This window comes from Parabacteroides sp. Marseille-P3160, from assembly GCF_900162725.1.
Classification (GTDB): domain Bacteria; phylum Bacteroidota; class Bacteroidia; order Bacteroidales; family Tannerellaceae; genus Marseille-P3160.
The window spans coordinates 1073830-1088447 of record NZ_LT799418.1 but is presented as its reverse complement, the minus strand read 5'-3'; the positions used below and the strand labels follow the sequence as shown (position 1 = coordinate 1088447).

10 protein-coding genes are annotated in these 14618 nt (G+C 44.1%); 6 read left to right on the top strand and 4 right to left on the bottom strand.

Annotation, left to right across the window (positions count from 1 at the left end):
- Positions 1-80: 80 nt before the first annotated feature.
- Positions 81-839: a tRNA (guanosine(46)-N7)-methyltransferase TrmB gene (trmB, locus tag BQ8014_RS04310; protein ID WP_080903287.1), complete on the top strand. Its 759-nt coding sequence runs from the start codon at positions 81-83 to the stop codon at positions 837-839.
- A 36-nt stretch (positions 840-875) separates the two neighbouring features.
- On the top strand, positions 876-1985 hold the full coding sequence (locus tag BQ8014_RS04305; RefSeq protein WP_080903286.1) for an Mrp/NBP35 family ATP-binding protein: 1110 nt from the start codon (positions 876-878) through the stop codon (positions 1983-1985).
- A gap of 69 nt (positions 1986-2054) precedes the next feature.
- Here BQ8014_RS04305 and BQ8014_RS04300 read toward each other — a convergent pair whose 3' ends face one another.
- The 3 genes from BQ8014_RS04300 to secDF form a co-directional block, all read right to left on the bottom strand.
- The gene (locus tag BQ8014_RS04300) at positions 2055-2480 is read right to left on the bottom strand and encodes a VOC family protein (RefSeq protein ID WP_080903285.1); all 426 of its coding nucleotides are present in this window, start codon (positions 2478-2480) and stop codon (positions 2055-2057) included.
- A gap of 99 nt (positions 2481-2579) precedes the next feature.
- Entirely contained in the window at positions 2580-3728 is a 1149-nt protein-coding gene (locus BQ8014_RS04295) for an iron-containing alcohol dehydrogenase (RefSeq protein WP_080903284.1), read from the bottom strand.
- A gap of 161 nt (positions 3729-3889) precedes the next feature.
- Entirely contained in the window at positions 3890-6931 is a 3042-nt protein-coding gene (secDF, locus tag BQ8014_RS04290) for a protein translocase subunit SecDF (protein WP_080903283.1), read from the bottom strand.
- Between the two features lie 181 nt (positions 6932-7112).
- Between secDF and BQ8014_RS04285 the strand changes: the two genes are divergently transcribed.
- A complete protein-coding gene (locus BQ8014_RS04285; protein WP_080903282.1) occupies positions 7113-7937 on the top strand; it encodes an alpha/beta hydrolase in 825 nt (274 codons plus the stop codon).
- 354 nt (positions 7938-8291) lie between these two features.
- Here the strand turns inward: BQ8014_RS04285 and BQ8014_RS04280 are convergent, their stop codons facing one another.
- Positions 8292-9497, bottom strand: coding sequence for an MFS transporter (locus BQ8014_RS04280; RefSeq protein ID WP_080903281.1), 1206 nt, complete (start codon positions 9495-9497; stop codon positions 8292-8294).
- A 210-nt stretch (positions 9498-9707) separates the two neighbouring features.
- Here BQ8014_RS04280 and BQ8014_RS04275 point away from each other — a divergent pair, with 210 nt between their 5' ends.
- The 3 genes from BQ8014_RS04275 to BQ8014_RS04265 all read left to right on the top strand — a co-directional run bounded on the left by BQ8014_RS04275 (position 9708) and on the right by BQ8014_RS04265 (position 14606).
- Complete coding sequence (locus BQ8014_RS04275) at positions 9708-10721, top strand: LacI family DNA-binding transcriptional regulator (protein ID WP_080903280.1); 1014 nt, start codon at positions 9708-9710, stop codon at positions 10719-10721.
- Positions 10722-10789: 68 nt separating this feature from the next.
- Complete coding sequence (locus BQ8014_RS04270; protein ID WP_080903279.1) at positions 10790-12001, top strand: sugar MFS transporter; 1212 nt, start codon at positions 10790-10792, stop codon at positions 11999-12001.
- Positions 12002-12044: 43 nt separating this feature from the next.
- On the top strand, positions 12045-14606 hold the full coding sequence (locus BQ8014_RS04265; protein ID WP_080903278.1) for a GH116 family glycosyl hydrolase: 2562 nt from the start codon (positions 12045-12047) through the stop codon (positions 14604-14606).
- The last annotated feature ends 12 nt before the right edge of the window (positions 14607-14618 follow it).

Genomic DNA, 14618 nt, shown 5'->3' with positions numbered 1-14618 from the left:
ACTCATATACTTATTTTAATACGAAAGTAACATCTATAATCCTAAAAGCAAAATATTGGTAAAATAATTATCTTTGCCCCATGGGAAAGAATAAGTTGACGAAGTTTGCGGAAATGGCGGAGTATCCGCATGTCTTTCAGTATCCTTTTGCTACGCTGAAAGAGAAAGGGTTCGATCTTAAAGGACACTGGGGGGAGCGATTCTTTCGGAATAACCATCCGATCGTCTTAGAATTGGGCTGCGGCAAGGGGGAATATACCGTCGGGTTGGGACGCGTGTTTCCGGAGAAAAACTTTATAGCCGTCGACATCAAGGGCGCACGGATGTGGAGCGGAGCTACGGAGGCGCTGGATTCAGGCATGACAAATGTTGCTTTTCTGCGTACGAACATCGAACTGATCACTGAGTTCTTCGCCCCGGGCGAGGTACAGGAGATCTGGCTGACTTTTCCTGACCCTCAAATGAAGAAGGTGAACAAACGCCTGACATCTACCCGCTTCATGCGGCTCTACCGTCAAATCCTTTCCGGCGACGGCATCATTCATCTGAAAACGGACAGCCATTTCCTTTATACGTATACACGTGAGATGATCCGGGTCAATGCCTATCCGGTGAAGGTCGACACGGACGATCTTTATCATTCGGAACAAAACAATCCGATTTTATCCATCAAAACCTATTATGAGCAACAATGGCTGGATCGCGGCTTAAACATTAAATATCTCCAGTTTGTTTGTGAAGAACGGGAGGCACTGGTCGAACCGGATATTGAAATCGAGTGGGATACCTATCGTAGCTTTAACCGGAATCAACGCAGTGCACTCACGGCAGGCAAATAAACATCAGAATTAAATAATTTCTAAAATTTCGTATCTATGGCAATCTATCCGAAACTTATATTGGATGCGCTGTCGAAAGTTCGCTACCCGGGAAGCGGCAAAGATCTGGTTTCCGCCGGAATGGTAGAAGACGACATTCGCATCGAAGGAAATAAAGTCAGTTTTTCCCTTTTGTTTGACAAGCCGAACGATCCGTTCACCAAGTCGGTCGTCAAGGCGGCCGAAGCGGCAATCCTGACCTACGCCGATCCGTCGATCGACATAAAAGGGAACATTACGGTCGTCACCCGGCAAGCGGCGCGTCCGGCAGAACCGGAAAGATTATTGCCGGATGTCAAGAATATCATTGCCATTTCTTCCGGTAAGGGAGGTGTGGGGAAGAGTACTGTAGCGGCCAATCTGGCTGTTTCGCTTGCCGGGATGGGGTATAAGGTAGGGTTGTTGGATGCCGATATCTTCGGCCCTTCCCAGCCGAAAATGTTCCATGTAGAAGATGCCCGGCCCGGGCTCGTCCAGGTGAAGGGCCGCGAGTTAATTGAACCGGCCCGGAACTATGGCGTCAAGATGCTCTCCATCGGCTTCTTCGTTAATAAGGAGGATGCCGTCCTATGGCGGGGGTCGATGGCTAGCAACGCACTGAAGCAATTAATTAGCGACGGTAATTGGGGCGAGCTGGATTTTTTCCTGATCGATCTTCCTCCGGGAACAAGCGACATTCACCTGACCATGGTGCAAACCTTGGAAATTACGGGCGCCATTGTCGTCAGTACACCACAGGAAGTAGCTCTGGCCGACGCCCGAAAAGGCATCAGCATGTTTACGGGAGATAAGATCCAAGTTCCGGTCCTGGGATTGGTCGAGAACATGGCCTGGTTTACGCCGGCAGAGCTTCCTGAAAATAAATACTATCTTTTCGGCAAAGAAGGTTGCAAACGGTTGGCGGAAGAATTGAATATCCCTCTGCTCGGACAGATTCCCATTGTCCAAAGCATTTGTGAAGGAGGAGACAATGGCAAGCCGGTCGCACTGAACCCGGATACGATTACGGGCGCCGCTTTCCGTGCTTTAGCCGGGCAAGTGGTCGAAAAGGTACAGTATAGGAACGAACATATAGCGCCCACTCACCGGGTAGAAGTACATAAATAAAGGCATTAAAAATCCCAACTGTTACTTATAGTATTCAGTTGGGATTTTTTATTAACAGAACAAACCCTTTCACTTCGTTTGCTTCGTGAAATTAATTGCCCAAGGGATGCCGAACTTATCCGTAAATTGGCCATATAAATCAGCCCAAAATGTTTTTTCGAGCGGCATCGTGATCTTCCCTCCTTCGGATAATCCGTTGTAAATCCGGTGTGTTTCAGCCTCGTCAGCCGTACAAATTGTAACGGTAATGGCATCTCCAAAGGTCGCGGCTTGTCCGAACGCCTCGGAAGAGTCAGCACCCATTAGCGAAACATACTCCGTCAAAGGCAAGGACATATGCAGGATTTTCTCCTTTTCCAACTCGGGAACCTCCATATCCGGAATGTTCTTATAACGCTCTAGCTCTTCAAATTCGCCGCCAAAAACGGATTTATAGAAATTGAATGCAGCCTCGCATGTTCCGTTAAATGATAAATAGGGGTTTACTGATAACATGATCTTTTGCTTTTTAAATAATTACTACTTCTCTGATAAATCTTATTTTTTCCAAATGATTTAAAACATACATCATTCAGACATACAGATCTATCGGTTTCAAACTCTTAAAAGGAGAATCTCTTTCACTATTTCCGGAGTAATGTTGTTACATTCTCCCAAAATCCATCCCCGCTCTTTCAAACGATTGGAAACTTTATCGGCGACTTCAGCGCCTAGTCCGTAACCGGAAAGATGCGTCTTCACTCCCATCTTTTCAAAGAAATCTTCGACGGCTTGGATGGTCCGTTCCACAGCATGCAAGCCCTCTATTCCGAAAACTTCCTTTCCCAGGCGGGCGATCTTCTTTGATTTTTGTTCCTTCAAGACGGTCATCACGCCGGGAAGAACAATCGCTAAGGTTTGGGCATGATCCAAGCCATAGAAAGCTGTGATTTCATGACCGATCATATGCGTTGCCCAATCCTCTGCCGCTCCGCAGGCAATCCATCCGTTCAATGCCCAGGTAGAAGCCCACATCAGATTAGCCCGTATGTCATAATCCGTCGGTTTTTCCAAAGCCTTCGGCCCTTCCAGCACCAGCACCTTCAAGATAGATTCCGAAAAGAAATCCTGCATCAATGTATCCTCTTCGCTATAGGTCAGATATTGTTCGATCACATGTACAAAAGCATCGACTACTCCATTTCCTATTTGTTTCGGAGGCAAAGAATAAGTAACGGTCGGATCCAATACCGAAAACTTCGGATAAGTGAACGGAGAACCGAAGGCCAGCTTATCCTTGGTCTCCGCACGGGTAATTACCGCTCCGGCATTCATTTCCGAGCCGGTAGCCGAAATCGTGAGAATCGAGCCGAAAGGCAATGCTTTTTTCACCGCAGCCTCTTCCGAAAGGATTTCCCACGGATCGCCATCTCCATAACAAGCGGCAGCCACAATAAACTTTGTTGCGTCAATAACCGAACCGCCGCCAACCGCCAACACAAAGTCGATTCCTTTCTCTTTGATCAGTTTCACCGCCTTCATACAAGTTTCGTAATGCGGATTCGGTTCGATCCCTCCAAATTCATAAAATTCGAAACCTTTCAGAACTTCCACTGTTTGGTCATAAACTCCATTCCGCTTGATACTTCCTCCGCCATAAGTCATTAGGACCTTGCTTCCGGCAGAAATTTCATCCGCAATCTTCTTTATCGAACCTTTTCCGAAAATAATTTTTACCGGATTTGCAAATTCAAAATTTTTCATAGATACTTTATTTATACATTAACAAAACAAGCTTAGGAGTTTATTGGTTTCTTTTCCGAAGTTAAAAGATAAGAATGGATCTATCGGTTTTACCAAAAAAAAGAAGGATGCTTTTTGAAACATCCTTCTTTCTATTTTTTGAAAAACCACTCAATGTCGTGTCACTTCGCTTCCACTTCCTTCACTGCGTGTTTCTTAATCTTATCTTTTTGTATTTCATAGGCAATCGGCGTTGCAATAAAGAGCGTACAATACGTACTGACCACAATACCGATCAAAATCGCGAAGGTAGAAGTCTGGATCGTACTTCCTCCCAAGGCAAAAATACAAAGTACGGTCAGGAAGGTGGAAAATGAAGTATTAAACGTACGTGACAACGTAGAGTTCAAAGAATCATTGATCACCTGGAACCGATCCCGTTTCGGATATAATTTAATCGTTTCGCGGATACGGTCGAACACAACCACCGTATCATTAATTGAATATCCTATAACCGTCAGGATCGCCGCTATAAAGGTCTGATCCACCTCCATTGAGAATGGCAGTATCTTCCAAAGCAAGCTATAGAAAGCGATAATACACAAGGTACATATAACAACCGAAACGAATACGCCAACAGAGAATGCGAAGTCACGGAAACTTATCAATATGTACAAAGCCATACAGAACATCGCTATGATGACCGCAATGACCGCATTTGTCTTAATATCATCCGCCATGCTCGGCCCCACTTTCTGGGAACTCATGATGTTTTGCGCAACGAATTGCTCGACCGTTTCAGTCTCCGGAAGCCACGGTTTCAAACCTTGATATAATTTATCCACGATCTCACGGTCGACTTCCGTATTATTCTCCTCAATCTTATAGTTGGTAGAGATACGAACCTGGTTGGAAGAACCGATCGTGATAACATTAACAGTTCCCTCCAATTGTTCATCCATAGCAGCTCGTATATCTTCCGTATTGACCGGCTTGTCAAAACGGACGATGTAGTTACGTCCGCCTGTAAAATCAATACCATTATTCAAACCGATCGTCGCCAAAGAGATTGCTCCCAGCACAATGATAGCAACCGGAATCAAATACCCGATTTTACGACGCCCCAGGAAATCGAAATTAGGATTTACTAAAAAGTGCCTTGTCAGCTTTGTGTCAAATGTCTGATGTTGCAGTTTACCCTTTGAAAGCAAAGCCTCATATACTATATGTGTCAGGAAGACCGTTGTAAGGAAAGAAGCAGACAAACCGATGATCAACGTAGTAGCAAATCCCTTAATCGGCCCTGTACCGAAGAATAACAAAACGACACCTGTTATAATTGCAGTTACGTTACCATCAAAGATAGCCGAGAAAGCCTGTTTATATCCTTCCTGTATCGCATGTCCGACCGACTTGCCGCCCCGGAGTTCCTCTTTTGTCCGTTCATAGATCAATACGTTCGCATCCAGTGACATACCGAAGGTAAGTACCATACCGGCTATACCGGGTAAGGTCAGCACCGCCTGGAATGAAGCCAGAATACCCATCGTGAAAAAGACATTCACCAGCAAGGCGCCGTCGGCAATTAAACCCGGAATGAATCCGTAAACCACACAGAAATAAACCATGATAATGACCAATGCCAGCAAAAATGAAATTAGACCGGATTGAATGGCCTCCTGCCCCAAAGAAGGGCCGACTACATCTTCTTGTACGATATGAATGGAGGCAGCCATCTTTCCTGATTTCAATACATTGGCTAAGTCTTTCGCCTCTTCCGGGGTAAAATGGCCGGTGATGGACGAACGCCCACCGGTAATCTCATCATTTACCCGCGGAGCGGAATAAACGAGTTCATCCAGCACGATTGCAATGGAACGGCCTATATTTTCCTTTGTCAAACGGGCCCATGCTTTTGCGCCTTCCGCATTCATGGACATGCTGACTTCCTGTTCGGAACGTCCCAGTTTACTTGCAAAGTCGGCGGAAGCATCCGTCACTACATTACCGCCTAACGCCGGGCTTCCGTCACGATTCGACACCTTGATGGCATATAATTCATAGAATTGTTCTTTGTCGTCGACTGCCTTTACTCCCCATTTGAACACGAGGTTACGAGGTAAAACATCTTTTACTTGCTTCAGGTTCAGGTATTCGTCGATTTTCGCGCGATCACGGTGATGGGCTATGCCGACAACCGCGCCTGGAGCCAATTGTCCGTTGTATTGATTCAACTGAAGGATAGAAAACAAAGGATGTTCTTTGGCAAATTCCTTGGCGGAAGCGGTCTCAGCCATTTTGGCAGAGTCTCCTCCCTCGATCTTGGCCAACAAATCATTGCCAGCTTTTGTTTCTGTCGAGTCAGCGGAAGCGGTGGCGGCGGCCGGTAGGACGGAAGTCGTATCCGCTGCAGCAGCAGTACTATCCGCTGCATCCAATTCCGCTTTTATCGAATCGTTGGTAACCAGTTTGGCCAACAGATTATCTGCAGCGATCAATTGCTGGTAAATTTCCGTCAGATCATACGTTTCCCAAAATTCGAGGTTGGCGCTGCCTTGCAGCAATTTACGGATACGTTCCGGCTCTTTCACACCCGGAAGTTCCACCAGGATACGGCCGGTTGTTTCCAGACGCTGGATATTGGGAGAAACCACTCCGAAACGGTCGATACGGGTACTCAACACATTGAATGAGTTGTCTATCGCGCTTTTCAATTCCGAACGAAGTATCGAAATTACTTCCGCATCCGACTTCTGAAGGGTTATTTTATCTTTCAATTCAAAGGTACTGAAAAGGGAAGCAAGGGAGGTATTCGGCGACAGCTTCCGGAACTCTTCCACAAACAGGTCGATAAAATCTTTCTGGCTGGCAGCCTGATGGGCGAAAGCAAGATCTAATGCCTTGTTGAAGTTCGGATCTTGGTTATTTCCCGAAAGCGAACGAAGTACATCGGCCACATTCAGTTCCAGTATTACATTCATACCGCCTTCCAGGTCGAGGCCTAATGTAATCTCCATCTCATGGCATTGCTTCAACGTATAGCCGAACCATACTTTCTGAGTTGCTAACGAGTCTAAATAATAACTCTCCTTTTCCAGATCTCCTCCGGCATATTTAGCTGCTTGCCCGTCATAATATTTGCTCACAAAAGAGAACGACAAATAAAATAAGCAAACCAGTGTCAATAAGACAGAAAAGACTTTTACAAATCCTTTGTTTTGCATGTGATTTTTATATTTATATTATATTGTTTTTTATTAGTCCGCTTTTTCAAGGTGCAAATATAGAGTTTTTTTAATTCTCAAAAGCCAATCATGATAATTATTTGTCACATCAATAGTTCTTTCATGAAGGGAAATAGTAACTTTGCCTGTCAAAAAAACAAACCGATAAGATAAAAGCCCTATGAAACAACTGGTACTCTTTCTTTTCCTATTCACCTGCAACCTTCTTGCCGCCCAGAAGCAAGTAGACACGATCGTCGTCGAAAGCCCGTCCATGAACGTCTCCATTAAAAACATAGTCATTCTTCCGGAAAACTACGGCGGGCAAAAAGCCTTTCCCGTCCTTTATCTTTTGCACGGATACAGCGGCCACTATGACAGTTGGTTGTCTATCAAACCGGAGTTGCCGGAACTGGCGACGGAAAAAGGACTAATCATCGTTTGTCCGGACGGCAAAAACAATTGGTATTGGGACAGCCCGGTGAATCCGGAAGTACGCTACGAGACCTACATCTCCAAAGAGTTAGTTTCTTATATAGACCAACATTATAAAACCGTGCGGGACCGTAAAGGCCGCGCCGTCACCGGACTGAGCATGGGAGGGCATGGCGGCCTATGGCTCGGCATCAGGCATCAGGATGTATTCGGCGCCTGCGGCTCGACCAGCGGGGGTGTCGACATCCGTCCGTTCCCGAATAACTGGGAGATGAAAAAACAACTGGGAGACTACAAAGACAACCCCGAACGTTGGGACGCCCATACCGTAATGACGCAGTTGAACAAGATACAGCCCGACTCACTGGCGATTATTATCGATTGCGGCACAGAAGATTTCTTCTATAACGTCAACGAGAAACTTCATAACGAACTTCTCTACCGGAATATCAAGCACGATTACATCACGCGCCCTGGAGCGCATAACAGTGCCTATTGGAAGAATTCCATCGATTATCAAATCCTTTTCTTCAGCACTTATTTTAGTCATTGTTTAAATTCTACTCGTTAATTTGTTTAACTCTGTTTTTAGTTTTTAGGGCAGTTGATTCATTTGTGAAGTAGAATAGCGGTTTATTTGAGCTGAGTAAAGGGAGCAAATACACAAAAACAGGGCAAACTCCTGTTATGTTCGGCGGAAGCTGGAGCTTCCGCCGATGATAAAAGCGAGGCGAGAGCCTCGCAATGATTATCCTTTATTTGTATGATTATCCGCCTTGTGTCCTACGTGAAAAATCGAGTATACTGAGTGAATGAATCGAGTATACTCGATTTTATGATTCAGTATACTGAATGGATGTATTGAGTATACTGATTTTTCCAGGGATTTAAATGCCTCTGTCAGGATATTATGCGGATAATCATTTTATCCTTTTTTTCTCCTTATATCCGGCAGAAGGCAGGCAACGAGTCCGAGCAAAGGCATATAAGCGCAGACGTTATAAACGGCCTCAATTCCATAATGGTCAGCCATATACCCTAGGACGGCCGAAGCGACTCCCGCCACACCGAATGCAAAACCGAAAAAGAGTCCGGAAATCAATCCCAGTTTATAAGGCAATAGTTCCTGGGCATAAACCAGGATCGCCGGAAAGGCGGAAGAAAGAATCAAGCCGACGCAAAAGCTGAAGACCGCCGTCCAGAACAGCCCCATATGAGGCATCAGCAAACTGAAAGGCGCCGCTCCGAGGATCGATCCCCAAATGACGTATTTCCGCCCGATCCGGTCGCCGATCGGTCCGCCCAGCAAGGTTCCCGCCGCCGTAGCGAAAAGGAAGAGAAACAGAAAGTACTGCGAGTGTTGCACCGTCGCATCGAATTTCTCTATTAAATAAAAGGTATAATAACTGGTCAGGCTGGCCATGTAAATATATTTCGAAAAGATGAGAATCAACAGGATCGCGATGGTAAAGACGGTCTGCTTCCGAGGCAAGGGCATCTTGACATGCGCCGGAGCCGCTTGCTCTTCCCGCTTGATATGGGCCAGATAGCGTTGGTACCAGCGTGCGATCGGCACCATCAACACAATAGCCGACAAGGCAAGCAAGGCAAACAGACTCAGATTCTGCCGCCCGTAGGGAGCGATCAGCAGGGCGGCCAGCAAAGGACCCAGTGAACTGCCGAAATTACCGCCGACCTGGAAAACCGACTGCGCCAGCCCTCTCCTTCCACCCGACGCCATGGACGTAAGCCGGGAGGCTTCCGGATGAAAAACGGAGGAACCCAGCCCTACTAAAAAAACGGAAAGCAATACGAGTCCCAGTGTCGAAGCGTAAGCCAACAAGATGATCCCCAACAGGATAAAGCTCATGCCCAAGGGAAGCGACCAAGGCGAAGGCCGTTTATCGAAATAAAGTCCGAAAAGCGGTTGGAACATGGAAGCCGCCAGCTGATAAACCAAGGTAATTAATCCGATTTGCCCGAAACTCAATACCAGATCGTCTTTCAAAATCGGATAAGAAGCGGAAATGAGGGATTGTAACGTATCATTCATACAATGCGCAATTCCCAAAGCGATCAAAACACGGAAAGCCGTCTTTCCGGGAACTGCCTGTGAGGCATCCTTCTCCATAATCAACCATTCTTTATTGGCCGCAAAAGTACACAATCGAATGATATAAAACTACAATATCGTCCGTGAGATTCATTTTCCGGAAAAGCAACCCGTTTAGAAATATGCTCAAGAACATATAATTTAATCTTAAAGGTTAAACGATTAATCTTTATATTTGCGACATCATCAAAGACTAATACTCATTGTTATCCTTTAAACCGTTTCAAAATGAAAGGCACATCAATAAAGGACATAGCTAAGAAATTGGAAGTATCGAATGCTACGGTATCTTTAGTCCTGAGCGGCAAAGATAAGGATGGGCGCGTCAGCAAAGAAGTAGCTGAAAAAATCATAGCAACAGCCAAGATGATGAATTACCAACCGAACAATATCGCCCGGAGTTTGCGGATGGGACATTCACAGACGATAGGGCTCATCGTCGCAGATATATCCAACTCTTTTTTCAGCACATTGGCTTTTTACATTCAGGAAGAAGCGGAAAAATACGGCTATACGGTGATCATAACCAATACGAATGAAAGCGTCGACAAGATAGAAACCATGATTAATATGTTCAGGAACAGGCAAGTCGATGGTTTTCTAATCGTACCCACCGAATATAGCGAAGAATACATACAGAAATTAGTAGAAGACCATGTGCCCCTGGTTTTGATAGACCGCTATTTTCCTTCCGTCCAATGCAGCTATGTCGTTATCGACAACTATCGTGCTTCGCTCGAAGCGACGAGGCTATTGATCGAACAAGGGTGCAAAGACATAGTACTGTTCACTTACAAAAACCTCTTGCCGCATATATTAGAACGGAAAAGCGGATATATGGACGCTTTGGCGTATGCCGGTTTGGCGGAAAAACCATGCGTCAAGGAAATACGTTATTCGCATATTAGTGAAGACATTGACAAGTCTGTCGACGAATTGTTTGCAGACGGATGCAAGGTCGACGGGATACTATTCGCCACCAATAGCCTCTCCATGTATGGCGTAAGAAGTATTATGCGTAAGAATATAGCCATACCGAATGATGTAAAAATCGTCTGCTTCGACAAGAACGAAGCCTTTGATTTTCTTCCGACTCCGATCCCTTATGTGCTGCAACCGATTGCAGAGATAGGCCAGAAAGCGGTAAACCTGCTGATTGAGCAAATAAAAGCTAAGCAAAACGCTCCTAAAGCCATTCAGATTCTAAAGCTTGCGGCAACGCTACATAATGATTTGTTGTAAAAGCGGAAGCTTTTATCAGGATTTAAATGCATATTCTTTAAGTTAATCGATTAATCATTATATAAAACATGAAATCCATTTTTAATTCTCCTTCCGGCAAAAGTTACTTGATTCCATTTATCCTTGTCAGCAGCCTGTTTCTTATATGGGGTTTTGCTCACGGCCTATTAGATGTTCTTAATAAACATTTTCAAGTTGCTTTTACTATGAGTAAGGCACAATCCGGTTTGGTTCAATTTTCCACCTATATTGCTTATGGTCTGATAAGTCTTCCGGCAGGAATATTTATGAAAAGATATGGCTATCAGAAAGGAATCATCTTGGGATTGTTATTGTATGCCGTAGGAGCTTTCAGTTTTATTCCCGCTGCATATTTTCATTCATCTAATCCATTCCTTATCGCTCTTTTTGTAGTAGCCTGCGGACTTTGTTTTTTAGAAACTGCAGCGAATCCTTACTCTACCGTATTGGGGCCGAAAGAAAGCGGTGCACAACGGCTGAATTTATCCCAATCGCTGAATGGGCTAGGCTGGGTTTTAGGTCCATTTATCGGAGGACAATTAATTCTTGGCGCAACAGCGGACGACACAATGGCATTAACAAAGCCTTATATTCTTATAGGAATCTGTATCCTAATCATTACAGTCTTCTTTTTCTTCATAAAATTACCTGAAATAAAAGAAGAGGAAGCGGACGAAAAAATAGTGGCTATCTCTACCACACGCTTAAATCCTTTATGGAAGCATAAGCATTTCGTATTGGCAGTGGTCGCTCAAATTTTATATATGGCGGCACAATCCGGTATTTTCGGCTTCTTCATTAATTATGTCACAGAACAAGATCCAAGTATTACACCTGTAAAAGCATCTCAATTCCTCGCATTCGGAGGTATGCTATTATTCATGATAGGAAGGTTATCCGGTAGTTTTATAATGGGGCGCTTCAAACCGGATAAAATACTGTCTGTCTATGCATTTATTTGTATTATAGCAATGATATTAGTTATTCTTGGATTAGGGAAAATATCATTATATGCATTATACATAAGTTTCTTCTTTATGTCTATCATGTTCCCGACTATTTATGCATTAGGTTTAGCCGATATGGGTATACATACAAAAAAGGCGGCGTCATTCCTCACAATGGCTGTTGCCGGAGGAGCTTTTTCTCCTATTTTGATGGGATTGATAGGGGAACAAAATATAGCCATCGGCTTTATTATCCCTTTATTCTGTTTCTTTTTCATTTTATTCTATGGAATGAAAGGATATAAAATGTAGAACAAAATTATTCGCCAGTTACAACTATATTCCATATAATGCCATGAAAAAAGTTTATTTAAAATGTTCAGTTATATTATTGACAATTCTCTTACTCAGTTGCGAAAAAAAAGAGATTCGAGAGCGAAGTTATAACGAGAAATACACGGGTGAATATACAAACCGCATTGCTTTTCCTATCGGAGGAATAGGGACAGGCATGTTCTGCGTGGAAGGAAGTGGGGCCCTATCCAATATGTCTCTCCACCACCGGCCGGAGGTCTTTAATGAGCCGGTTATGTTTGCCGCAATCCATTTCAAAGATATAGAAGGCGGAACAAAAATATTAGAAGGGCAGGTTCCCGATTGGAAAAAATTCGGCGCCCCAAATTCCGCGTTGGGTGGTGGCGGGACATGGGGGCTTCCCCGGTTTAAAGAATCCACTTTTACAGTGCATTTCCCTTTCGCAGAAATTGACCTGAAAGATGATAAATTACCTGTGGAAGTTAAAATGACGGCATGGAATCCATTTATCCCTACGGATGCTGACAATTCCAGTTTACCTGTTGCCGGATTCGAGTATGAATTTCATAATACAAGTAGCAAAGACGTAGAAGCAATATTTTCTTATAACACAAGAAACTTCATGTATGTGCATGACAAGGGTACTTCTTTTATCCAATCGACTGACAAGGGTTTTATTCTTAGCCAGACAGGAACAGAGACAGAACCGTTTCATCAAGGAGATTTTGCCATTTACACGGATAATCCCGGAACAATCGTTAATCATAACTGGTTCAGGGGAGGATGGTTCGACCCGTTAACCATGTGCTGGAACGATCTTACATCCGGCAAAATGAATACATCCCCTGAAAAAGAACCCGGTGCTCCAGGAGCTTCTTTATTTGTGCCTTTCAAACTTAGACCAGGCGAATCAAAAACCATTAAGCTATTCATGGCATGGTATGTACCAAAATCCGACTTAAGAATTGGAGGTGATCCTAAATCTGACGTAGATATGCCATATCAACCCGTATCTGCCGATGGAAGCAGCAAATCTTATCCGTACGACAATAAAGGTGAAGGAACTTATCGTCCCTGGTATAGCAGCCGGTTTGAAAGTGTGCAATCTGTTGCCTCCTATTGGTCGAAAAACTATAAGAGCCTGAAGGCCAAAACGCAGAGTTTCACTGATGCTTTTTATAATAGCACATTACCGGCTGAAGTGATTGAAGCCGTAGCAGCCAATCTCACCATATTAAAATCACCTACCGTGTTTCGGCAATATGACGGACGCATGTGGAACTGGGAAGGTTGTGGCGACACTTGGGGGTCATGCCATGGCTCATGCACACATGTATGGAACTATGCACAAGCTGTATCCCACTTATTTCCTGTTATGGAAAGATCGCTGCGAGAAACTGAGTTTTTTGTAAGTCAAAATAAGGAAGGACACCAGGCTTTCCGTTCCAATCTTCCGATAAGACCCGTAATCCATGATTTTCATGCCGCTGCTGATGGCCAACTCGGCGGCATCATGAAAGTATACCGGGAATGGAGAATTTCAGGAGACAATAATTGGTTAAAAATGATCTACCCGCTTGTAAAACGAAGTATGGATTACTGTATCAAGACATGGGATCCGAGAGAAGTCGGAGCTATAGAAGAGCCTCATCACAACACCTATGATATCGAGTTTTGGGGCCCTGATGGTATGGTCACAAGCTTCTATGCAGGGGCTTTACAAGCCATTAGTCTGATGGGTAAATCCTTAGGAGAAGATGTTTCAAGATATGAGACTCTCATGATGAAGAGTAAATCCTATATGGAAGAAAAACTATATGACGGTGAATACTTTATTCAGGACATCCGATGGAAGGATCTGAATGCACCGGATCCGACTAAATCACAAGCATTCCAGACATCCTATTCTCCCGAGGCATTAAAAATACTGGAGGCAGAAGGACCTAAATATCAATATGGGAAAGGATGCTTATCAGATGGGATCCTGGGGTCATGGATATCTTTAGTTTGCGGTATGCCTGAAGTGATAGACAAGGAGAAAGTAAAAAGCCATCTGCTTTCAGTTCACAAATATAATCTGAAAACAGATTTGCGAAATCATGCAAATCCTCAACGCCCGACTTATGCTTTAGGAAATGAAGGAGGATTGTTATTGTGCTCTTGGCCTAAAGGAGGCAAACTACAGCTGCCGTTTGTATATAGTGATGAGGTTTGGACGGGAATCGAATATCAGGTTGCCGCACATTTAATGTTTGAAGGAGAGGTTGAGAAAGGGTTAGAAATTGTACGGACCTGCCGGAAACGCTATGACGGACGCATTCGCAATCCATTCAATGAATATGAGTGCGGAGCGTGGTATGCACGTGCCATGGCCAGCTATGCTCTATTGGAAGGTTTGACGGGTATAAGATATGATGCGATAAATAAAACTTTATATATTGATTCACGAATTGGCGACGACTTTACATCGTTTTTATCTACAAACACCGGATTTGGAAATGTAGGCCTCAAAAACGGTAGGCCATTTATCAATATTAAATATGGAACAATTGATGTCCAGAAATGTATGATTGCAGGTAAAGAAGCTGTATTAATAAAATAAGATATCAAACAA

Bases quoted from the DNA above. Each gene is read 5' to 3' on its own strand.
- trmB (WP_080903287.1), top strand. From the start codon at position 81: ATGGGAAAGAATAAGTTGACGAAGTTTGCGGAAATGGCGGAGTATCCG.
- BQ8014_RS04275 (WP_080903280.1), top strand. From the start codon at position 9,708: ATGAAAGGCACATCAATAAAGGACATAGCTAAGAAATTGGAAGTATCG.
- BQ8014_RS04300 (WP_080903285.1), bottom strand. From the start codon at position 2,480: ATGTTATCAGTAAACCCCTATTTATCATTTAACGGAACATGCGAGGCT.
- secDF (WP_080903283.1), bottom strand. From the start codon at position 6,931: ATGCAAAACAAAGGATTTGTAAAAGTCTTTTCTGTCTTATTGACACTG.
- BQ8014_RS04265 (WP_080903278.1), top strand. From the start codon at position 12,045: ATGAAAAAAGTTTATTTAAAATGTTCAGTTATATTATTGACAATTCTC.
- BQ8014_RS04270 (WP_080903279.1), top strand. From the start codon at position 10,790: ATGAAATCCATTTTTAATTCTCCTTCCGGCAAAAGTTACTTGATTCCA.
- BQ8014_RS04285 (WP_080903282.1), top strand. From the start codon at position 7,113: ATGAAACAACTGGTACTCTTTCTTTTCCTATTCACCTGCAACCTTCTT.
- BQ8014_RS04280 (WP_080903281.1), bottom strand. From the start codon at position 9,497: ATGGAGAAGGATGCCTCACAGGCAGTTCCCGGAAAGACGGCTTTCCGT.
- BQ8014_RS04305 (WP_080903286.1), top strand. From the start codon at position 876: ATGGCAATCTATCCGAAACTTATATTGGATGCGCTGTCGAAAGTTCGC.
- BQ8014_RS04295 (WP_080903284.1), bottom strand. From the start codon at position 3,728: ATGAAAAATTTTGAATTTGCAAATCCGGTAAAAATTATTTTCGGAAAA.